The sequence below is a fragment of the Methylobacterium sp. E-025 genome (assembly GCF_022829705.1).
Taxonomy (GTDB): Bacteria; Pseudomonadota; Alphaproteobacteria; order Rhizobiales; family Beijerinckiaceae; genus Methylobacterium.
Map to the genome: position 1 here is coordinate 32,148 of NZ_JAKSYR010000161.1, position 21,018 is coordinate 53,165.

General features: G+C 70.9%; 23 protein-coding genes. 6 read left to right on the forward strand and 17 right to left on the reverse strand.

Translation table 11 applies throughout. From position 1 onward, the window contains the following. Window positions 1-15: 15 nt before the first annotated feature. The gene (locus MKK64_RS23565; protein ID WP_243937115.1) at window positions 16-1,119 is read left to right on the forward strand and encodes an OpgC family protein; all 1,104 of its coding nucleotides are present in this window, start codon (window positions 16-18) and stop codon (window positions 1,117-1,119) included. Here MKK64_RS23565 and MKK64_RS23570 read toward each other — a convergent pair. From MKK64_RS23570 to MKK64_RS23600, 7 genes are all read right to left on the reverse strand, one after another. Next, window positions 1,103-3,526 (reverse strand): MASE4 domain-containing protein, encoded by a 2,424-nt coding sequence (locus tag MKK64_RS23570; RefSeq protein WP_243937955.1) that lies wholly within the window; start codon window positions 3,524-3,526, stop codon window positions 1,103-1,105. The genes MKK64_RS23565 and MKK64_RS23570 overlap by 17 nt on opposite strands. Before the next feature lie 126 nt (window positions 3,527-3,652). Then, window positions 3,653-6,571, reverse strand: a complete 2,919-nt coding sequence (locus tag MKK64_RS23575; protein ID WP_243937957.1) for a bifunctional [glutamine synthetase] adenylyltransferase/[glutamine synthetase]-adenylyl-L-tyrosine phosphorylase — start codon at window positions 6,569-6,571, stop codon at window positions 3,653-3,655. 146 nt (window positions 6,572-6,717) lie between these two features. Further along, window positions 6,718-7,008: a hypothetical protein gene (locus tag MKK64_RS23580; RefSeq protein ID WP_243937959.1), complete on the reverse strand. Its 291-nt coding sequence runs from the start codon at window positions 7,006-7,008 to the stop codon at window positions 6,718-6,720. 344 nt (window positions 7,009-7,352) lie between these two features. Further along, on the reverse strand, window positions 7,353-7,547 hold the full coding sequence (locus tag MKK64_RS23585) for a hypothetical protein (protein ID WP_147726735.1): 195 nt from the start codon (window positions 7,545-7,547) through the stop codon (window positions 7,353-7,355). Between the two features lie 160 nt (window positions 7,548-7,707). After that, on the reverse strand, window positions 7,708-7,980 hold the full coding sequence (locus MKK64_RS23590) for a hypothetical protein (RefSeq protein WP_243937961.1): 273 nt from the start codon (window positions 7,978-7,980) through the stop codon (window positions 7,708-7,710). 166 nt (window positions 7,981-8,146) lie between these two features. Next, a complete protein-coding gene (locus MKK64_RS23595; RefSeq protein ID WP_147841009.1) occupies window positions 8,147-8,581 on the reverse strand; it encodes a hypothetical protein in 435 nt (144 codons plus the stop codon). An 85-nt stretch (window positions 8,582-8,666) separates the two neighbouring features. Next, window positions 8,667-9,470: a DUF3108 domain-containing protein gene (locus MKK64_RS23600; protein WP_243937974.1), complete on the reverse strand. Its 804-nt coding sequence runs from the start codon at window positions 9,468-9,470 to the stop codon at window positions 8,667-8,669. 286 nt (window positions 9,471-9,756) lie between these two features. On the opposite strand from MKK64_RS23600, the gene MKK64_RS23605 reads away from it, so the two are divergent. Together MKK64_RS23605 and MKK64_RS23610 are read left to right on the forward strand one after the other, a co-directional pair. Then, window positions 9,757-10,056: a hypothetical protein gene (locus MKK64_RS23605; protein ID WP_243937976.1), complete on the forward strand. Its 300-nt coding sequence runs from the start codon at window positions 9,757-9,759 to the stop codon at window positions 10,054-10,056. Window positions 10,057-10,288: 232 nt separating this feature from the next. Continuing rightward, window positions 10,289-11,560: a hypothetical protein gene (locus MKK64_RS23610; RefSeq protein ID WP_243937978.1), complete on the forward strand. Its 1,272-nt coding sequence runs from the start codon at window positions 10,289-10,291 to the stop codon at window positions 11,558-11,560. A 73-nt stretch (window positions 11,561-11,633) separates the two neighbouring features. On the opposite strand, the gene MKK64_RS23615 is transcribed toward MKK64_RS23610, so the two are convergent. Then, window positions 11,634-11,876: a hypothetical protein gene (locus MKK64_RS23615; RefSeq protein WP_243937980.1), complete on the reverse strand. Its 243-nt coding sequence runs from the start codon at window positions 11,874-11,876 to the stop codon at window positions 11,634-11,636. Window positions 11,877-12,287: 411 nt separating this feature from the next. Between MKK64_RS23615 and MKK64_RS23620 the strand changes: the two genes are divergently transcribed. Continuing rightward, window positions 12,288-12,665 carry a DUF4440 domain-containing protein gene (locus MKK64_RS23620; RefSeq protein WP_147841012.1) on the forward strand — a complete coding sequence of 126 codons (378 nt, stop codon included), beginning with the start codon at window positions 12,288-12,290 and terminating at the stop codon, window positions 12,663-12,665. A gap of 188 nt (window positions 12,666-12,853) precedes the next feature. Here MKK64_RS23620 and MKK64_RS23625 read toward each other — a convergent pair whose 3' ends face one another. The 3 genes from MKK64_RS23625 to MKK64_RS23635 form a co-directional block, all read right to left on the reverse strand. Further along, window positions 12,854-13,024, reverse strand: coding sequence for a hypothetical protein (locus MKK64_RS23625; protein ID WP_243937983.1), 171 nt, complete (start codon window positions 13,022-13,024; stop codon window positions 12,854-12,856). A gap of 12 nt (window positions 13,025-13,036) precedes the next feature. Further along, window positions 13,037-13,270: a hypothetical protein gene (locus tag MKK64_RS23630; protein WP_243937984.1), complete on the reverse strand. Its 234-nt coding sequence runs from the start codon at window positions 13,268-13,270 to the stop codon at window positions 13,037-13,039. A gap of 145 nt (window positions 13,271-13,415) precedes the next feature. Further along, on the reverse strand, window positions 13,416-13,724 hold the full coding sequence (locus MKK64_RS23635) for a DUF1488 family protein (protein WP_147841014.1): 309 nt from the start codon (window positions 13,722-13,724) through the stop codon (window positions 13,416-13,418). Between the two features lie 645 nt (window positions 13,725-14,369). Here MKK64_RS23635 and MKK64_RS23640 point away from each other — a divergent pair. Then, window positions 14,370-14,615 (forward strand): hypothetical protein, encoded by a 246-nt coding sequence (locus MKK64_RS23640; RefSeq protein ID WP_147726754.1) that lies wholly within the window; start codon window positions 14,370-14,372, stop codon window positions 14,613-14,615. 49 nt (window positions 14,616-14,664) lie between these two features. Here MKK64_RS23640 and MKK64_RS23645 read toward each other — a convergent pair whose 3' ends face one another. From MKK64_RS23645 to MKK64_RS23670, 6 genes are all read right to left on the reverse strand, one after another. Continuing rightward, entirely contained in the window at window positions 14,665-15,072 is a 408-nt protein-coding gene (locus tag MKK64_RS23645) for a hypothetical protein (RefSeq protein WP_243937986.1), read from the reverse strand. Between the two features lie 243 nt (window positions 15,073-15,315). Then, window positions 15,316-16,563 carry a glycosyltransferase gene (locus MKK64_RS23650; protein WP_243937988.1) on the reverse strand — a complete coding sequence of 416 codons (1,248 nt, stop codon included), beginning with the start codon at window positions 16,561-16,563 and terminating at the stop codon, window positions 15,316-15,318. A 321-nt stretch (window positions 16,564-16,884) separates the two neighbouring features. Next, window positions 16,885-17,169: a hypothetical protein gene (locus MKK64_RS23655; RefSeq protein WP_243937990.1), complete on the reverse strand. Its 285-nt coding sequence runs from the start codon at window positions 17,167-17,169 to the stop codon at window positions 16,885-16,887. 341 nt (window positions 17,170-17,510) lie between these two features. After that, complete coding sequence (locus MKK64_RS23660) at window positions 17,511-17,756, reverse strand: hypothetical protein (RefSeq protein WP_187274660.1); 246 nt, start codon at window positions 17,754-17,756, stop codon at window positions 17,511-17,513. Between the two features lie 97 nt (window positions 17,757-17,853). Beyond that, complete coding sequence (locus MKK64_RS23665) at window positions 17,854-18,090, reverse strand: hypothetical protein (RefSeq protein ID WP_147726758.1); 237 nt, start codon at window positions 18,088-18,090, stop codon at window positions 17,854-17,856. A gap of 219 nt (window positions 18,091-18,309) precedes the next feature. Beyond that, complete coding sequence (locus MKK64_RS23670) at window positions 18,310-19,065, reverse strand: CDP-diacylglycerol diphosphatase (protein WP_243937991.1); 756 nt, start codon at window positions 19,063-19,065, stop codon at window positions 18,310-18,312. 415 nt (window positions 19,066-19,480) lie between these two features. On the opposite strand from MKK64_RS23670, the gene MKK64_RS23675 reads away from it, so the two are divergent. Then, on the forward strand, window positions 19,481-20,929 hold the full coding sequence (locus MKK64_RS23675) for a tyrosine-type recombinase/integrase (protein ID WP_243937993.1): 1,449 nt from the start codon (window positions 19,481-19,483) through the stop codon (window positions 20,927-20,929). Window positions 20,930-21,018 lie beyond the last annotated feature (89 nt).

A 21,018-nucleotide genomic window follows, 5' to 3' on the forward strand; every position in this document is an offset into this window, starting at 1 on the left:
CCTTCGATTGGCCGCGTGACCGATCCCGCACCTGCGTCGCGCAAGCGCGACCCGCGCGTCGACGTCCTGCGCGGCCTCGCCCTGCTGATCATCTTCATCGACCACATCCCGAACAACGCGCCGGCGCTGATCACGCCGCACAATCTCGGCTTCTCGGATGCCGCGGAGCTGTTCGTTCTGTTTGCGGGCTACTCGGCGACGGTGGCCTATGGCGGCCTGTTCCGGCGGGCGGGCGTGCCGGAGACCCTGAAGCGGATCGCGATGCGGTGCCTGCGCATCTACGTGTTCCAGGCCGGCCTGCTGCTCGCCACCCTGCTGATCGTGCGCGCCTGGATGGACGCGACCGGCCTCGTCCCGCGCTTCGGGGTCGCGCCGCTGCTGCAGATGGGGTTGTGGTCCGGCCTGTGGCGCGGGCTCCTGCTCAACGCCCTGCCGAACTACCTCGACATCCTGCCGCTCTACATCGTGTTGCTTGCGGCGTTTCCGCTCTACTATGCCGGCATCCGCCGCAGCGTGTGGGCGGTGCTGAGCCTGTCGGGCCTGGTCTGGGTGCTGGCCAACCTCGACCCGGCCCTCAACCTGCCGAACGCGGCGGCCGACGACGGCTGGTACTTCAACCCGTTCGCCTGGCAGTTCCTGTTCGCGATCGGGATGGCGCTCGCCGTGATGGTCGCGGCCGGCGACGGACTGCTGCCGCGCCGCGCCTGGCTCACGGCGGCGTGCTGGGCCTATCTCGCCGTCTCGCTGTTCCAGGCCGTCCCCTGGGACGTCTTCGGCCTGCCCGATATGAGGCCGTTCGAAATGGCGGTGCCGGACAAGGCCCGGGTCTCGCCGCTGCGGCTCCTGCACATCCTCGCGCTGATCTACCTCCTGTTCGGCTCTCCCGTGCTCCACCGCCTCGCGACGAGCCCGCGCCTGCGGCCGCTCGAATGGTGCGGGCGCCATTCGCTCGAAGTGTTCGCGCTGGGCTGCCTCGCGGCGCTGATCGGGCGGATCAGCTACCGCACCTTCGGGCCGAGCTGGCCGCTGCAGGTGGGCGTCAACCTCGGCGGCCTCGCGGCGATGATCGCGCTGGCGTGGTTCCTCGACCGCCGGGCGCGCCTCAGCGCCGCCCCATGACCACCCGCAGCTTGTCGGCCAGATCCTCGCGGCCGTAGGGCTTGTTGAGCAGGGGCAGGTCGGCCGGCAGGCCGTCCTCGCCGAACGCGGACGCCGTGTAGCCGGAGGCGAGCAACACGCGCAGGTCCGGCCGGAGGCGACGCGCTGCGACGGAGAGCTGTACCCCGTTCATGCCGCCCGGCATCACCACGTCGGAGAACAGGATGTCGACCCGCTCCGGCCCCTGCAGGCGGGCGAGCGCTTCGGCGGCACGGGTCGCGGTCAGGGTGCGGTAGCCGAGCTCGCTCAGGCTCTCGACCGCCATGTCGAGCACCGCCGGCTCGTCCTCGACCACGAGGATCACCTCGCCGTCGGTCGCTCGGCGCAGCGGCATCGGGCCCTCGGGACGGGCCGATGCGGGCTGCTCCTTCGAATGCGGCAGGTAGATCGACACGGTCGTGCCCGTGCCGACCTCGCTTTGCAGCACGACCTGCCCGCCGCCCTGACGCGCGAACCCGTAGACCTGGCTCAGCCCGAGGCCGGTGCCCTTGCCGACTTCCTTCGTGGTGAAGAACGGCTCGAAGGCGCGCGAAGCGGTGCCGGCCTCCATGCCCAGGCCGGTGTCGCTGACCGCGACGTGGACGTAGTGCCCGGGCGCGAGTTCCGGCGGCGCGGCACCCGGTTCGCCCGTCACGGTCAGGTTCTCGGTCCGGATCAGAAGGCGGCCGCCGGACGGCATCGCATCGCGGGCGTTGACCGCGAGGTTGAGGATCGCGCTCTCGAACTGACCGGGGTCAAGCCGCACCGGATCGAGCGCGGGGTCGAGGTCGAATTCGACGGCGATGGTCTCGCCGACGGCGCGCTGCAGCAGGGTGTGGAAATCCTTCAGCAGACGGTTCGGGTTGACCGTCTCGGGCCGCAGCACCTGCCGGCGCGAGAAGGACAGCAGCTTCTCGGTCACCTCGGCACCGCGCCGCGCCGCGGTCATCGCCGAGCCGGCGAGGCGCTCCACCCGCTGCGCGTCGCCCGGGCGCCGGACGATCATGTCGAGGTTGCCGATGACGATGGTCAGCAGGTTGTTGAAGTCGTGCGCGATGCCGCCGGTGAGCTGGCCGATCGCCTCCATCTTCTGAGCCTGATACAGGCGTTCGTCCGCGTCCTGGCGGGCGGTGACGTCGACGACGATTCCGGCGAGGCCGGTCGCCCGGCCGGCCTCGTCCCGCGCCGCCCGGCCCTTGAGCTCGATCCAGCGCGTCGCGCCGTCGCCGGCGCGCAGGATGCGGCATTGCAGGTCGAGCGATCCGGTGGCGGCGACGGCGGCGAAGGCCGCCTCCGCGACGTCGCGATCCTCGCGGACGACGTGGGCGAGGGTCGTCGCGACGTCCCAGCGCGGCTGCAGGGCGTCGTATCCGAAGATCGCATCATGGCGCAGGCTCCGGCGGGAGGCGCCGGCGGCGAGGTCGAACTCCCAGTCGCCCATGTCGGCGGCGTCCAGCGCGATGGCGAGGTGGTCGCGTGCGGCCTGGAGGTCGGCGCGCTGGCGCTCGCGCGCCTCGGCGATGCGCTCGGCATGGCCGTAGAGCAGATCGACCTTGCGCAGGTAGGCACACAGGACGACGACGCCCGATATCAGCGCCTCGATCCGCCCGGCGTACCAACCGACGGTGCCGCGCGCCGCGCCCGTCTGCGTCACCAGGTTGTCGAGGAGCAGCAGGAACAGCGAGACCGCGAGCCAAAGCTGGAGCAGGCTGCGCAGGCGCGTCGTCCAGCAAAGGATCGCCAGCGAGGCCAGGGTGAGCGCGACGACCGCCGGCCCGATGACGGAGGTGGTCAGCGCCCAGTAGTCGTCGCCGATGACCGTCGTCGGCAGCCGATCGACATGGGCGACCACGAGGTAGCTCAGGCCGGCTACCGCCGCCGCGGCGCCGATCGCCGTGGCGATCCCGGCACGCGCGGATCGGTCGGGTGCGATCAGCCTCGTACGGCCGTCGCCCTCCATGATCGCGTAGGGGAGCGCGAACAGCGGCGGCCCGAGATGCCACAGGGTCCAGAGCCACGTCGTCGTCGCCGGGCTCGAGCCGAGGATGCGGTCGGCACCGAACACGTTCGGAAAGCTGAGAAGCTGAACCGCGACGATCAGCGTCACGTAGAGGCTGCCTGCCGAGAGCACCAGCAGCGGCACCGAGCGGGTGCGGCCGTACTGCGCGAAGAACAGCACGGTGGTCACCGCGGAGACGACAACGAGCGCGGACTGATAGCTCGCCACGAAGCCCGGCATCGGGGCCATCGGGCGGCCTGCGACCGGGAGCAGCGCGAAGGACAGCGCGGTGAAGGCCGCACAGGCGAGGCCGGCGAACCGGCGCTGCCCCGCCCCGGGTGCCGCTGTGGCGAGGGTCCTCAGGTCGGTGGGGCGCGGTGCGTCGTTCACGATGGTCTCCGACCGCGCGACACCAGTGGTGATGCCGAGTGGTCAAGGTTGTGACAGATTTCCACAACCTACGATACCCGCCTTGAAGCTCGGCAAAGTCGTTCGGCGTCGAACGATGCGGCGACGTCAGTGCTTCGTGCGTCGAAGAGCGAGAAGGATCTTACGCGTCGCGCGCCGCTCGGCCTGAATCTGCGCGACCAGGGTCTCGGCACTTGGGACGCCCATCGCCGTCGCCATGCGGGCCAGCGCGCCGCGCGACGGCGCCGACCCGTCCGCGCCGACCAGCCGCTGCCAATGATGCACCGTGTCGAACAGCCGATAGGCGTCGGCGAGCCGGGTTGCGGTGTCGATGGGCAGGATCCCGCGGGCGCCGGCCCGCTCCAGCACCGCGTCGGCGGTGGCGCCGACCAGATCGGGATCGGCCTGCGCGTGGCCGAGCACGAGGGCCTGGGCCAGGAACTCGAGATCGAGCAGGGCGCCCGGCGCCAGCTTCAGGTCGAGCGGCCCGCGATGGCCCTTCTCGCGGGCGACCAGCCCGCGCATGTCGCGCACCGCCGCGCACACCGCGGTCGCATCGCGCGGCCGCGCCACGGTCTCGCGGATGCGCGCCGCGATCTCGCCGCCGAGGCCGGCATCGCCCGCGATCACGCGCGCCCGGGTCAGCACCATGTGCTCCCAGATCTCGGCTTCGTCCTGGTGATAGGCGACGAAGCCCCGCACCTGCACCGCGGTCGGGCTGTGCTCGCCGCCCGGCCGCAGGCGCAGGTCGACGGCGTAGAGGCCGCCGCGCCGGGTCTGGACGGTCAGCGCCGCGTAGAGCCGCTGGGCGAGGCGGTTGTAGGCCACCACCGCGTCGATCGCCTTCGGGCCCGTGGTGGTGCGGTCCTCGGGGTCGAAATCGTAGACGACGATGAGGTCGAGGTCGGATTCCGCCGTGAGCTGGCGCGAGCCGAGGCGGCCGACGGCGAGGATCGCGCAGCGCCCCTGCGGCACCGTGCCGTATTCCGCCGCGAACCCGCGCTCGACCGCCGCGAGGCTGGCGGCGACCGCGGCTTCGGCGATCCCGGAATAGGCCTCGCCGGCCTGGGCCGCCGACAGGATGCCCGAAAGCAGCCGCGCTCCGGTGACGAAGCGCAGCTGCCGGGCCGCGTCGCGGCTGCGGTCGAGGAAGGTCTCGTGGTCCCCCGGGCTGCCGACCAGCGCCCGGTACTGCGCGGCGATCGCCCCCGCATCGGTGGTCGGCAGGACGAAGTCGGGATCGAGCACCGCGTCGAGCACGTGCGGGCCGCTCCCGACGGTCGCCGCGAGGCGCGGCGCGGTGCCGAGGATGTCGGCGAACAGCAGGCGCAGGCGTTCGTGCGCGAGCAGGATCGTCAGCAGCTCGGCCGCGTCCGGCATCCGGCCGAAGGCGTGGTCGAGGGTGTTCAGCGCCGCGTCCGGCTCCGCCGTGCCGCCGAGCGCCTGGAGCAGGCTCGGCAGCAGCTCGGTCAGGACGGCGCGCGCGCGCGCGGTGCGCACCGCAGGGCGCCGGCCGAAATGCCAGCCACGCACGGTCTCGATCGTGCGCGCCGGCTCGGCGAAGCCGAGCGCCGAAAGCGTGGCCAGCGTCGCGGGATCGTCCTCGCTGCCGCTGAAGACGAGGTCGCCGACCTCGGCCGAGAGGCTCGGCGCGGTCTCGAACAGCAGCACGTAATGGGCTTGGACACGGCCGGCATGGTGCAGGAGCGCCGCCTCGAACGCCGCACGCGTGGCGAAGCCGCAGAAGCGTGCGAAGGCGGTGAGATCGTCCGGCTCGAGCGGCAGGCGCTGCGTCTGCTCGTCGCGACGCATCTGCAGGCGATGCTCGATCGTGCGCAGGAACGCGTAGGCCGCGTGCAATTCGTCCCGTGCGGCCCCGGTGATCCAGCCGGCGTCGGTGAGGCGGCTCAGCATCGGCACCGTCCGGCTGCCGCGCAGCTCCGGGCGCCGCCCGCCGAAGACCAGCTGCTGCGTCTGGACGAAGAACTCGATCTCGCGAATGCCGCCGCGGCCGAGCTTGATGTCGTGGCCGCCGACGGCGAGGGCCTCGTGCCCGCGCACCACGTGGATCTGGCGCTTCATCGCGTGGATGTCGGCGATGGCGGCGAAGTCGAAATACTTGCGCCAGATGAACGGCGTGAGCTCGGCCAGGAAGCGCGCGCCGGCCTCGCGATCGCCGGCGATCGGCCGTGCCTTGATGAAGGCGGCCCGTTCCCAGTTCTGGCCGAGCGACTGATAGTAGTCGAAGGCGAAATCGGTGGAGAGCGCCACCGCGGTCGAGCCGGGATCGGGCCGCAGCCGGTAATCGACCCGGTGGACGTAGCCCTCGGCGGTGCGCTCCTCCAACAGCTTGGCGATGCCCTGCGCGACCTTGGCGAAGAAGGGCTTCGCCTCGACGCCGTCGGCGAGCGGCGCGCGGGCGGCGTCGAAGAACACGATCAGGTCGATGTCGCTGGAATAGTTGAGCTCGCCCCCGCCGAGCTTGCCCAGGCCGAGGACGACGAGCCCCGAACCGGCCTGCGGGTCGCCCGGGTCGGGCGGATGCAGCTTCCCCGCCCCGGCCGCCTGGAGCAGGAGCGCGTCGGCCGCGGCGCCGACGGACGCGTCGGCGAAGTCCGACAGGGCCTTCGTCACCGTCGGGAGGTCCCAGAGCCCGCCGAGATCGGCCAGCGCGACGAGCAGCGCATGCTCCGCCCGGTTCCACCGGAGCGCTCGCCCGATCGCGACGAGGTCCGGCTTCGTGCCGCCCGCGCGCCCGGCGGCGCGCTGGCGCGCCGTGATCGCCGCGTCGGACGCTTCCGGGGCCTTCTCGACCAGGGCGGCGAAGCGCTCCGGCGCCTGTGCGATCAGCCGCCACAGGAACGGGGAATGGTCGGCGATCCCGAGGAGCAGCGCCCGCAGGGGCGGCGTGAGGAACCCCGCCGGGAATGCGGCTTCGACGTCGCCGAGCCGGGCGGCGGCGGTGTCCGGATCGTGGAGCGCCGGGGCCGCCCCGAGGCGGTCGCGCAACGGGCCGAGGGCTGGCATGGGGTTCGACCCGTCCGTGGCCGGGATGGGGGAGGTTGCCGGGCGGTCCTCCGATCGGGCGACACGCTACCCGATCGCCGCGCCTTTGGGGATGCGCATGCCGCGTCTCGGCGTACCGGCAAGGGCGGCTTTCCCGGGCCGACGCCCTAATCCATCAGCGCGAGGGTGCGCAGCACCGCCATGCCGACGAGCTCGGCATCGATCTCGCCGGCCTCCGTCCGGGGCAGAACCGCGACGGCCTCGACGATGTTTCCCGAAAGCGGCCCGACCACGACCTTGAGCACGGCGCCGGCCGGCGCGTCGGGATCCTCGACCAGGGCGACGACGTGGCCGGCGGCCTCGCCGTAGACCCGAAGCGGCTGATAGGCCGCCTCGTCGGACTCCGCGTCGACGGGTTCCGGCTGGCGGCCGAAGGTGGGACGAATCACGTTGCTCATGCGTCGAGTCCCTCGCACGCGGTGGGGCCGGGCATCCGCTCCGTCGGACCGAGGTTCGGATCGCAGCTTCGGCCGGACGAGGATAACGCCGTCCGCCGGATCGCGCATCAGCGTGCTTGCCAGGACGTGTCGTCCCCGGTCGACGCGACGGCCCGGACAGAAAAAAGGCCGCCCCGAAAGGAGCGGCCCGAAGTCTAGGGAGGAAACGCCCAAGATGGGCAGCAGGACCGCGACGCCATCGCTATCCCGCAGCGCACCATAGTACGTTGCGACGCACCATGCAAGCGTCGGACGTTCCGTACCGATGACGGAGCGCAGCGTTCCCCCCGCTTCGGAACGCGGCGTCAGGAACCGCCCTGTCGATCGTCGTCGAGCTGCCGCATCAATTCGGCCAGGCGTGGATCGAGCGCTTCGTCGATCACCGGCTCGTAGAGCGCCTGGAGATGGCGCCCGAGGCGCTGGCGCGTCAGCGCGTCGAGGGTCGGCGGCGCGTCCGGCTTGGCGACGATGGTCTGGGCTTGGCGGTTCGTTTCGAGCATGAGCCTTACATTGGCGCCGGGGCGGACATGGCAACCGTCCTGCGGTCGAACCCTGTCGTCCGGCCCGGGGATGCGGCGACGACGACGCCCGGAAAGCGGAACGGCGCGGACCCTGGGGGGCCGCGCCGTTCCTGTCTCGCAAATCGAAGGGGCGTGGGCCTTAGCGGTCGCCGACGCCCGACAGCAGCTTTTCGATCTGGCCGAGGCCGCTCTCGCGGGCCTTCGCCTCGCTCGGCAGGCTCCGGTCGGAGCGCTGGGTCAGCTTGCCATTCTTGCGGATGGCCCACTGATACGAGCCGCCGTCGGCCTTCGGGGGAATGATCTCCAGGGAGTACGGATGGATGTTCGTTGATGTATCGCTCATGCGCTGATTATGCCACGGACAGGGAGCCAGACCAAGTCCGGTCTGAAACATCGGCTCGAGATGCCGCATCGGGCGATCCGCCGCGCGACGTGTCCGCCGCGCCGATGCCGCCGGCGGGCATCGGCGCGGGACGCCCGCGGGGAGCGCAAGACGTCTGCGACGACGCTCGCGAGAGCGGCCCTCAACGCCGTGGCCCGAGCCGAAGCCGGGCCTGAACGGTCGTCATCGGTGCGGCCTACTGCGCCTTCTCGTGCTCGCCGAGGCCGACGGCCCTGTAATCGTAGGTCGGGTAGAACTCGGTCCGGTAGGCGCCCCAGGCGGTATCCTCCAGCACGCGGTTGATCTCGCGGATCCGGTTCGCCGGCAGGCGCAGGACGATGACCTGGCCGATGCCCATCACGACGTTCCACGACACCACCTCGATGCCGGGCGGCGGGAAGGCCTTGTAGAACCCCTGCCGGGTGAGCTGCGCGTTCAGCTCGGCCAGCGGACGCGACTGGTCGTGCTTCAGGAAGACCGTGAGCAGGATCGCGTTGTCGGGCGTCGCCGCCGCGGAGCCGGACGGCGGCGCCGCGACGGTCTGAGCCTGGGCGCGGGGCATGCCCGCGACCGGGAGGACGATCATCGCCAGGGCCGCGAGCGATCGAATCGCAAAGGGTGGGCGTCGCATCGCATCGTCCTCCTGCGGCCTTCGTCCGACGTTCGGGGCGCCGGGTCCGAACATGAGCCGCGATGCCGAAAGCCCCGAGCCGGCCTCATGGATCCGCGAGGGCGGGCTTGGCCGGCGCGGCATTCCAGCTCGTCGCCTCGATGCGCGCCGTGCCCCAGCCGGTGCCGACGGCGATCGAGAGCGGCAGCAGCAGCCCGGCTTCCGTGATCGGGGCGAGGCGCACGCGCATGTCGTCGTTCTCCGACATCCGGCGCACGGACGAGCCCTTGGCGCGGTGGCCCGCCACCGGGATCCAGCGGATCCGGCACTCGAGCGCGGGCCCGCGGTAGGGCCCGGCGGCGACCTGGACCACCGTGCCGCGCGACAGCGCGATGTCGGCGCGGGCGGCGCCGTCGAAGACCGGGATGCGCCGATCGCACATGGCGGGGACCAGCGGGCCGGGGCCGACCAGCACCGCCAGCATGCCGATCGGATCGGTGACGTTGGTCGTGTCGGCGGCGGTGACCGGGACGCGATCGGGTTTCGGCTGCGGCTCGGGCTCGACCTCCGCCTTGCGGACGGTGCCGGCATCGAACGTCACCAGCACGCGCACCGGTGCGGTGCCGTAGCGGCTGTCGATCCGAAAGGTGCTCGGCACCGCGCCGGCCGGCGACAGGCGCCCGCTCGACCGCGCCGTGCCGTCGCCCTGGAAGAACCAGCCGGCGAGACCGGTGAGGCGCCCGGTGAGGCCGATCGCGTAGCGCTCGGGGGTGAGGTCGGCCGTGAGATCCGCGGTGCCGACGCCGAGATTGAGGAAGCTGAGGCCGTACTTCACGACGACGTGCCGAGATCCGTCCCCGCGCGGCGCCGCGGACGCCGCCGGCACGAGGGCGACCATCGCCACGAGCATCGCAGAGAACGTCGACGGCGGGGCCGACGGACGTGTTCGCTTCGGGAAACGCACGCTCCTCACCCCGTGCCCTCGCATGCCGGACATCCTCGTGTCGCCGAAGCCTAGGGCAACCCCGTCGACCGGTCGAGAAGCGGTGCCAGCCATCGAAGAGCGACTTGAGCGACCTCGCAGCGATGCCGCCGAGGCTAGGCAGGTGGTCGACCTGCCGAATCCCCCGGGTTTCGGATGAACCGCGCCTGCTTCCGTCCGTTGCCGTGCGACCTCTCATGAAATGGACGGCCCGATGACACGCTCGACGATCGCACTCGCCTCCGCGCTCGGAGTTCTCCTAAGCGGTCCCGCCTCGGCGCAGATCGTCACGGGCGGCGCCGGCAATACCGGCGTCACCGCCCCTCCCGGCACCGGCGGTGTCGTCGGCGGAGCGCGCGACCTCGGCCCGAGCCCGATCACCCGCGGCAACGAGGCCAACCCGAGCAACTCGTCCGTGCCCGGTACCACCCCGAGCGTGAACATCGGCGGGACGCCAACCAGCGGACCGCCCGGCACCGGCGGTGCGGCCGGCGGCCCGTCCCTCGGCCGGTGAGGCCGGCGACCTGCAAGGGTCGCATGGCTTCGTTGTCCGCGCCGCACGCACCGCCTATCGCTTTGGTGTTGCGGCGCACACGTCGCGGCGCGATGATCACCGTCGTTCGCCGCCATCCCGGTCGGCGAGCACCGCGCGACGCGGCCCCGGCGAGACTCCGGCGTGCCCTCCGCCCACGGTGACGGCCCCAGGCCATCTGGGGCATCTCACGTCTCGCTGCAGACCCCCATCCATGAGCACCACGCTTCGTATCGCGTTGACGACGCTCGTCGTCGGCACGGATGCCTTCGTCCTGCGTGCAGGGCCGGGCGACCGGCTCGGCGCCGCGGAGGCCGGGCGCATCGCGGCCCGCCAGTTCCAGGATGCCGACTGGCCGGCGGCCGAGACCGCCTGGGCCGCGACGGCCCTGAACGGCGCCGGCCCGTTCGCGGCAATCCTGTCCCTGGCCCTGATCGCCGCGATCTGGTGCGTCGGACGGCGCGGGGCCGGATATGCCGGGCTCGCGGTCGCGGGCTTGCTGGTCGAGGCGCAGCCCGAGCCGGCACAGGCCTACTACGACACCCGCGACTACCCGGAATTCGTCGAGGTCCTGCCGAACCAGACCGCCTTCCTCATCCCCGAGGTCGGCGAATCGAAGTCCGGCCAGGCGGCCTTCATGTCCGAGCAGTTCCTGAACGAGCGCAAGGTCGCGATGAAGCGGGTCCAAATCCCGCACACGCTGATCCGCAATCCCGGCTGGGCCTACGATTACTACGTGCCCGCCGCGCGGCTGATGCTCGTCGACCGGTCGCCGGTCTCGCGCGAATGGGTGAGCTCGACCGATCGCGGCACCTCGGCCAAGGACCAGGGCATCCGCTTCGAGACCGCAGAATCGGTGACCCTGCGCACCGGCGTCGTCGTCTCGGCCTTCGTGAAGGAGGAGGATGCGAGCAAGTTCGTCTACTGGTTCGGCGCGCGCGCCACCGGCGGCAACGCGAGCGACCCGCAGGTGAACTTCGCGAGCGTGATCCAGGGCAAGTCGCTGGCCGAGGTGGTCGACGGGAACGTCCACCGCACCGTCCAGGCGGCGATGGCCAAGGAGTTCGGCCGCCGCACCACCGACGAGGCGATCCACGGCAAGGCGGCGATCATCGAGGCCGTCGAGAAGGAGGTCCGGCGCGTCTACGAGCCGATGGGGATCACGGTGACGACGCTCGGCTACGCCGAGGGTCTGACCTTCGACAACTCCGAGATCCAGAAGGCGATCGACCTGACCTTTGTGGCGATAAAGAACGCCCAGTCGGCTCAGGCGCAGATGCAGACGCTGCCGATCCAGGAAAAGATCCTCGACCTGAAGATCCGCGAGATGGATGCGGAAAGCCGCCAGACCCTTGCCGGCCGCTGGAACGGCTCGGCCGCCAACGTCCTGCCCGCCCTGCCGAGCTGGGTCGTGCTGCCTGCCGGCTGGCTCGACGCGCTGAAGACCTGGCTCCAGCCGGGTCAGCCGGCGCCGGCCGGGCACTGACCGTCGGCCGCCGGTGCGTGGATGCGGCGCTCCGGCGGACTGTTCGCGAAGGGCGTGGATCGGTGCGGAAGGCCTAGACGTCGGCCCCTTGCGCCTCACGGATCAAGCGGTCGACCAGCGCTTCGCGCTTCCCCTGACGGATCAGGATGCGCGCGGCGGCTCGGGCGTTGGCCGCCCGCACCTCCGCATTCGGCGCGCCGTCGCGAAGCGCGCGCGCGGCGAGCTTTCGGAACCAGCGCACGTTGGCGATGACCGTCGATCGGCGGCTCAAGGGGCCGCCGACATCGAGGAGCCGTTCCGTCGTTGATGAGGACATCGTTTCGATCCCGGATCGCGGGCCCCCGCTTGTCCGTGAGTGAGACAAGAAATGGCGAACGCACCAAGTTTCGGCAAGAGCGATGCCGTCGATGATGTGCCGAATTTAGACATCGGAGCTTCGGCCGACCGGAAAGCGACTGCGGCGTCCGGTCCGGCGTCAGAATTCGGCCGTGGTCCGACAAGGCTTCCGAAGCACAGTGCGGGACCTCGCCGAGCCGGAATGACCCTCTGCGAAGGTCGTTGCGCGACGTCGGGCCAAGCGCGTTCGGGCGCGTCGGCGATACCGTTTTACGGTTTCGGACGACCCGAGCTTCAAGCGGTCGACCCGCTCGCAGGGTCGCGGCACGACGGAACGAAGCGGTGCGACCGCACTTCTCCGAGGGACTTCCCGCTGCTTGAGGTGAACGCCATGGACGACGACCGGGTCTGGTCTTTCGAGAAGAGCCTCTGGGACGGCAGTCCCGACCATTATCGCGAGCTCGTCGACGAGGAATGCCTCATGGTGCTGCCGCACCCGCCCTTCGTGCTCAGCGGCACCCAGGCGATCGAGGCCGTCGCTCATACGCCGCGATGGACCGAGGTCGCGTTCTCGAAGGGCCAGATCGCCCGGCCGCAGGAGGGCATCATCGTGGTCGCCTACCACGTCGAGGCCGCGCGCGACGACGAGGCGTATCAGGCGAACTGCACCTCGACCTATCGACGCGTGTCGCACGAGGTCTGGCGCGTGATCCAGCACCAGCAGACGCCGCCGCTCGTCCTGCCGAGCGCCGTCGAGAAGACCGGCTGATCGGGTCCGTCCCACCGAAAGCGCCGATGCCGTCACGCTGCCGGAGGCCTCGCGGCCTCGATGGGACGGCGTGGTGGCGTCGCTTCGCCGATCGGACCCTATGGCATGGCGAACCCAGCGGCTCGCGCCGATCCGCGTTCGGGACAGGTTGCGAGTTCGCGTCGTCGGGTCCAGCCGCGCCTAGCGGCCTACGGACGCCGAGCCTTGTCCTCAGCCTCCGTTCCCGGCCGGTCCATCGGGCCCGCGCCCGGCTTGGTCTCCCCGGTGACGGTGTCCTGGGGCGTGATCGCCGCGCCGTTCGGCTTCGGTTTTCCCTGCGGCATCCGCTGGGCCTGGGTGTCGGTTGTGTCGGCGGTCATGCGGGCGGTCCTTCAGATCTCGGTTTCGCGGCGGACGACCGCGGCCTCGCCGGTGCCCTTCTGGGCCAAGCCGACCTCGGCATCCTCTCCCGGCACCGGGAGCGGCTCGGAACTGGTCGCGTCGGTCAGGCCTTCCTCCGGCTTCCGGGCGGCTGGCGCACCACCCGTTTCCCCAGCGTCGGCGGGACGGCCGGCGTCGTAGGTGGTGTTCGCGAGATCTTCGGTGTTGGCGACCTGATCGGGCATGGGGGACTCTCCAGTTCGGAAGAGCAACGTCCTGCGATCGGTCGCGGTTCTCGCAAGCGCGTCGCGATGTTCCGAGCGGCGCCGGCGGCATGATCCGCGGTGCCGATCGCGTCCGAGCCGGGGAGCCTCGACGGGTCGTCCTCGGTCAGGTCACCTCGTCCGCCGCATTGGCCCGCGAGCCCGGCGCGGCAAAATCCGCAGCACCGATCCGAACGCGGTCGCTCGGCTCGGACAGGCGCTCATAAGTCTGCTTCGCGGTTCCCTCGATCACGGCACGATGCGACTCGAAGAAGTCGACCGGCCCGAGCTTGGTCGCGCCGAACTCGGCATGCATCACGTCGACCGGGATCTCGACGTGGATCACCCGCCCACCCTCGATCATGGCGAAGGCCACGATGTTCGGATCGGTGGCGGAAAGGTGCGCATCCTGATCGGAATGCTTTTCCAGGGCCATGGGACGGTGTCCGGCTCGCGCCGGCGGATCGCCGTCGCTCAAGCATATGCACCTAGCGTTCGATCACCGCCGAACCAGGGCCATGAATGCGTGGGTCCGATCCAGCATGGGACGCGCGCGGCGGGACCCGGCCCCGCCGCGCACGCCTCGAATCGCGCCCCAAGTCCTTCGATCAGAAGCCGACAATCACGCTGGCCGTCCCGATGACGGTCGCAACGAGGCCGAAAGCGAAGGCCCCGATCATCGCGTAGCTGAACAGCTTCAGTTTCATGCTTGGCATCCTTACCGGTTGTGGCGAAGCGATCCGCCGGCGGTGCAGCCGCACCGCGATCTACGTCGATCCAAAGATGGCGATCCGACCTTGGCCGTGACGTGCCGGTGCGCACGCTGCGTCGCAACACGCCGCGGTGCACCGTCGGAGCAAGGTCGGTGCCAGGATGATTGCGGGAGACGCCGCCGGCGGATCGTTGCCCGCCGTGATCCAGCGTGACCGGTTTGCAACAGCCTTCGGAAAAACCGCGAGGCCGAACCCTGCGCGCGGTAAGCCGCGGTCATGCCTTGCGGATGAGTACGCACACACGGCACGATTGAATGTTTGGCAATGTTAACAACCTATGATTTACGTGCCCAGGTTGGGAGGCAAGCATGCAACCGTCGGAATGCTGCATCTTTCGGATCGTGCTGGCGTCGGCCGTCGGGCTCGCGATCACGACTCTGCTGCTCTGGAAATACTCGCCGGTCCTGGCCATCGTATCGGCACCGGTCGGTGGGTCGATGGCGGCCATCATGGCGATGATCGTGTTCCAGGCGGCCCGGCCCTTCGTCTCGTCCGAGCCGATGGGCGTCAATCCGCACAGCGACTATTTCGCCCGGAAGATCGACTTCCTGTAGCGTCGCCCTCGCACGGAAGACGCGTCGCGGTCGACGCGAAAGGGCCCCTTCATCGGATCGCCTGCCGTGCCGCCCGGTGCCGGACGTGGCCGTGTGCGGCCGCTGACCGCTTGCCGATCCGACGCGCGCGGACGATGCGCTGCGATGCCATCGCGAACCGCTCGCTGGGCTCTGTACGGACCTGCCGAATGCCGCCGACGTTCTGCACGTCGTCGTAGGGCCCGCGGCCCGTGCGCGCCCGATAGGCGGCGCCCGCGAAATCGCCGGGCGTCGGCGGCGTGCCGGGTTGCGAGAAGCTCGTCTCCGGCCTGTAGGCCGGCCCCCACCCGATCTCGTCGTCGCCAGCCGGATCCTTGCCCGGAAAGCCGGTGACGTAGCCCGTGCTCTGCGCCGCGGCAGGCCATGCCGGCCCCAGTAGGCAGGCGACGCAGCCGAGGACGCAGATCGCCTTGTTCAATGAAAACGGCACCCGGAACCTCCTTCGTCGCGACATGCCGGGCAGGCCCGCCCATGCCACCCATGGTCGCGAGGCCAACCGTCCGTTCGCCACCCGGTTCGGAGCCTGTGGTCAGGTGCCGCGGAGGTCGCGGTCGCGAGCCTGACTTCACGCAGACGGTCGCCCCGACGGTCGCGACCGCTCAATCGGCCGGGCCGTCGCCCGTCACCGGGTGCGACCGACGTTTCGTGGTCTTGCCGGGGCTCACGCCGCGATCGCCTGCTCGACGGCATCGCAGGTCGCGCCGAGCCCGTCTTCGTGCGCGACCCGCTGCGCGGCCTCGCGGCAGGCGTGCGCCACGGTCGGGGAGGTCAGGAGCCGATCCATGACGCGCGCGCCGCGTGACGGCGTGAACCGGCGACGGCTCAGCGTCGCCCCCACGCCGAGCTTCCTCAGGCGGGCGGCTTCGTCGAAGTGATCGAACGCCACCGGAACGACGAGTTGCGGGATGCCGGCGGTGAGCGCCTGCGCCACGGTGCCGATGCCGCCGTGATGGACCAGGGCGGCACAGTGCGGCAGCAGCGCGCTGAACGGCGCGTAGGCCACGTGCCGGATCTCCGGCGTCAGGGTGTCGGAGACCTGATCGGCCTGCGGCGCCAGCAGGATGCCGCGGCGGCCCATGCGCCGACACAGAGCGGTCGCGGTGCGGAAGAACGCCCGACCCTGGCGCATTCCCGAGCCGTAGGTGAAGGCGATGGGCGGCGCGCCCGCGTCGAGGAAGGCCGCCACCTCCGGGTCGAGCCCGTCCCGGTCACCGAAGCGATCCGAGAGCGGAAAGCCGACCTGCACGGCCTGCTCGGGCCAATCGGGCTGCGGCTCGGCGAACCAGTCCGGGCAGGTGAGCACCATCCGCGTCGGGCTGTTCCACCAGTGGCGCAGCCGGCGGACCGGCGGCAGGCCGAGGGTCGCCCGAAACGCGTTCAGGCCGGGCAGCACCGCCGGGTCGACGACGTAGCGATCCCCGCCCCGCCCGAGCCAATGCCGCGTGCGCGACGGCAGGAGGTGCGCCAGCGGCAGGCCCGGAAGCACGGGGGCGTCGCGGCGGCTCTCAATCAGGAACGGCGCGACGTGGAGCGTCACCAGGGGCAGGCCGAGCTTGTCCTGCGCGACGCGGGCGCCGAGGCTGTTGGGGGAGGCCACGACGACACCGCCCTCGGCCGACCACCGTGTGCGCAGCCAGTCGAACACCGGCTCGGTCGCCGAGGACAGGGTCTGCAGAAGCGGTGCGACCCCGCGCCGCGGATGCCAGAGATCCGGGTGCCGGATGGTGCGCTCGTAATCCGCCTGCGTGCCGAGAGCGTGGAAATCGACCCCGGCCCGCTTCGCCAGCCCGCCGAACGGCGCCGGCGCCGCCAGGGCGACGGCATGACCGCGCCGCTTGAGGGCGGAGGCGAGCGCAAGGAACGGCAGAACGTCGCCGTGTGAGCCGAGCGTAACGAGATGCACCTGCATTGTGCTCTATTACGACAATTTTCGGCCTTTGCCTTTAACATACTTAAAGAGGCGCCTATGACATAAGTCATAGGCGGGATTTCCTAGTACAATGATTTCGTACTAGTTGCTATGGTCAAGCTTCTTCTCTCCTGCGCGATCGGGACGTGGCGCGCCAAGCCGGTACACGCCCGTGTCGTAAGGGTCGCGCAGGACGCGAACCCGGACCTGCTCGCCTCGCGAAGCACGTCGCGACGGAGCGCGAGCATGTCCGAACTCCAATGGTGACCGTCGTCCTGACCGGCGCATCGAGCGGTATCGCCCATGCGGCCGCTGGGGCGTTCATGGCGCGCGCGGGCTGCGTCGTTCCGGCCGCGCGCCGTATCGGTGGGCCCGATGCCACGCGGTCGTGAGTTCCGGGTCGGCAACGACGAGGTGGTCGCGACCCCGACCGACGCGACCGATCCCGAGGCGGTGGCGGCCATCGCCGCCGAGCCCGTGCGGCTGTTCCGTCGGATCGACGTCCGGGTCGGTAAGGTCGGCGCGGGCGCGTTCGGGCCACTTCTCGACACGGCGCTCGACCTGCAGAGGGGGGGTGTTGCGATCGACCAGATCGACGCGATCCACGGCGCCTGCGCGGTGCCGCACGTCCTGAAGTTTCGCGCTGCACCCGCGCTGCAAGGTGCCGGTCGCCTGGCGGACGCGCCGGCACTCCCAAAGCAAGAAATTAAGTGCGGGTTGCGGTCCTCGCGCTCGCCGTGGCCGGACCTCAGCGGGCTATGTGACGGCGCCCCCCACGCGCCGAGGCCGACGGCACCGGCACGAACGGCGGCCGACGCGCGAGGATGCGTTCTCCACCGACCGCATCGGTCCGGGGCTGGCGGCGCCGGCCGCCTGCGGCACCGCCCGCCTCGAAGGCGGCCCTGTGGGACATCGAATCCGAGAGGTCGCGGGCGGCCGTGCGGCTGCTAGCTCTCGGCGTGCAGGCTCTTGATGAAGCGCCGCGCGATCTCGCGCACCGCCTCGTCGTCGCGGGCCTCGCCGTGGGCCTTGTCCCACAGGTGGTCGAGGCTGCCGTCGAGTTCGTCGAGGAGCTCCGGATGGCGCTGCGCGACGAAGCGGATCGTGCCGAACAGCAGGTGCTCGACCGCCATCTCGCGGCGGCGGGCGTCGATGATCGCGTCGGACGCTGGGGCGGATGTCGGATCGGTCATGGCGCATCAACGGTCGCCATCCGGGTTCGGTTCGCACGCTCGCGCTGCTTCGAGTGCCGCAGCCCGATCATGGTCCGGCGTACAGCGGGCCGGCGGCTCAGGTGAGCCAGCGTTCGTCGATGTCGGTCGCGTTCCACGCCGCCATCGGCTGGCTGGCATCGCCCTCGGCGAACACGACCACGTCGTCGGGCCCGACATCGTGGACCGCGAACCAATCCCAGCGGCGGTGGATCACCCGGGGACCGCCGAAGATCCGGACGGCGTTCCAGTAGCGATCGTCCTTGAAGCCGACGTAGTGGACGCAGCGCGGCGATCGGTCCGACGTCTCAGGCATCCGGACGATCGAGCGGCAGGCCGCCTTGGACGTGGTGACGGCTGGCTTCGGGAAAGCGCATCGGTGGAGGATAAGCGCCGGGATCGCCTTGTCGAGGCAACTGGTTGTCGCGCGAAGGCGCTCGCGCGTGATGACGCTTCGCCTCGTCGGCCCCGATCCGGTTCGGCTCGACGGCACGGAGCGACCTGCGGATGACGGTCGACGCCGGCGGCACGCGGCCTACGGCGTCGCGGCTCCGTCAGCCGCCCCGCAGGTGTGATCCATCAGGTCCTCGGCGCTCGCCCGCGGCGCCCGATAGGCCAGCACGTAGTAGCCGGGATCCGGATCGCCGGCCGGGGTCGTGACCGCCGCGAGGCTGGTCTGCCGCAGGTCCCGACGCCCCGGCAGGCGGACGAGCGCCGCGAACGGGTTGAAGCGTTCCGCCTCGGCAGCCGTCACCCGCAGGGCGAGGTAGCGGTCGCCCGCGAGGGGAACCGGGAACGGCGCCCAGGTGGCGCGGATGCCGTGGCCGTGCGTCCGCAGGGCGGCCAGCACCCGCGGCTTGATGCAGTCGAGATGGATGTGCAGCTGGTCCTGGCTTCGGCCCCGGGCCGAGTTCACCGCGAGGCCGACCTCCTCCACCGGCACGCGGCCCTTCAGCGGGGCGGATGCGAAGCGCCGGGCCGCGAGGGCGGCGCGCCAGTAGGCGATCCCCCGCGCCCCGCGCAGCACCGGCGCCTCGAGCCCGGCGACCGTGTCCGTCGGCATTACGACGACGTGGGTCGGCTCGCCCGGCGCGCGCAGCACCGCCGTCCCAGGCCGGTCCTTGTCGCCGAGATCGACGTCGAGGCAGGGAAAGGTCCGGTCGGCGAGCCTCTTGGCGAGGACGCAGGTCTTCAGCGCCGCCCAGAGCACGTCCCGGCTCGGATCGCCGGCGGCGCGGGCGGCCGCGGGAAGCGCGGCGAGAACGATCGCGGTCGGCACGATCCAGCGCATGACGTCCCTCCCGGATCCCCGACGCGCCGTCCGCCCGAGGCGGCCGCGATCACCCCCGCCGCGTCGCATCGGCGATCGCGCTTTGCAGCACGGCTTCGGAGTGCCCTGCGGGCATGAAAAAACCCGCCACGTCGAGACTGGGCGGGTTGAAGAATTGGTAGCGGGAGAGGGACTCGAACCCCCGACACGAGGATTATGATTCCGCTTCCCTGTTACCAAGCAACCCGCCCCGCCCGGGATTCCACAGGGGAATGAGGTAGCCTGAATTCCCTGCCAGCCCAAGGGGATATGAAAGTAAAACCGGGTTCCCTTCCAACGATCCGTTCACCAAAACCGCTAAGTCCGCTTGCCTGTTGGACATCTCGCCGCGACAGAATCCCGTCCGAGACCCGTCCGAGTTCGCGAGCCGTTCCCCATGCCTATCACCGAGGCCCACGTGAAGACGGCGCGGAAGCCCCTGCCGGCCGGGGCCAAGGCCTACGACGTCAACGACGGCAAGACGGGGCTGGTGCTGAGGGTCGGTCGCCGCGGGGCGGTGTGGGCCTGGAGGACGGAGGTCGCGACCAAGACCATCCGCCTGACGCTCGGCACCCTCGACTTCCTCACCCTGACGCAGGCCCGCAAGCTCGCCGGCGCCGCGATGGAGCAGGTCCGGGACCGGAACAGCCAGGTCGACGACCGGTGGCTCCAGCGCGAGCTCGTCAGGACTGGAATGGTGGAGCCGCCCCCTCCGGTCGAGGAGAAGCGCGAGACCGTCGCGGAAATCTCCGCGCGGATCGACGCCGACGGGCGATGGTCCTTCGCCGAGGCCCGCGAACGATTCCTTGATGAGGTGAAGCGGACCCGGCGCGAGGCGACCTGGGTCGACTACCGCAAGATGCTGACGGTGGCCGAGCTCCAGCCGTTCGAGCGGCAGAAGGTGTGGGCCCTCGACCTCGGGACCATGGCCCGCGTCGTCGCCGCGATGCACCGGACAGGCCGGGAGCGGCATGCCGAGCACCTGGCATCCGTCATCCGGCCCATGTGGACGTTCCTCGCCCTGGAGGAGAACCGGCATCTGTCCGCGGTGAAGCCCGGCGTGATGTCGGCGCTCAAGCCGCCCGAGCGGTCCCGGAAGGAGCACGAGGACGAGGACGACGACGGCCCGGGCAGCTACGTCCCGCCCGTCGCCGAAGTCGGGCGCATCCTCGCCATCGCCCAGGCCGGCATCCTCCATCCCGTCGTCGCGGCCGCCGTCGAGCTGATGGTCCTGACGGCCCAGCGCCGGCGCACCATCGTCTCGGCCCGGCGGCGAGACTTCGCCATCGAGGACGGCGTCATGGTGTGGCGCATCCCGCCGGCGTTCCGGAAGACGGCGCGCAAGCGGGGCGACAACCGCTCGCACGACCTGCCGCTTGCAGGCGCCGCCCGGGCCGCCGTCGAGCGCATGCTGGCCGTTGGTGACGAATCGCGCTGGCTGTTCCCGGGCCTGCGTCCGCAGAAGGCGGGCGACGATGTCGGCCACGTCAACGAGTCCGTGCTGAACCACGCCCTTCGGATCATGCCCGGCGTCGTCGCCTCCCCGCACGACCTGCGCCGGGCCATCACGACGCACGGCCAGGAGGACTTGGGCTTCACGCTGGCCGAGGTGAAGCTGGTCCTCGATCACAACGAGGGCCATGCTTCCGACGACGTCACGGAGAGCGCCTACTCCCGGGCCCGGCGCCTGGCGAAGAAGAGCGCCGTCCTCGATCCATGGCGGGAGCACGTCGAGCAGGCGGCCGCCGCGGCGGTGCTTCCTGATCGGGACACCCTGCACGCCGCCATGACGGAGGCGCGCAAGCCGAAGATCTCGAAGCCGGCGTCCGAGATCAGGGCGGCCTGATCCGGGGTCCTAAGGCCAGCTTGATCGGCCGACCGAGCTCGATGTCGCAGACAACACCCTCTGGTTCTGGATGGTTGCAGGGGGGGACG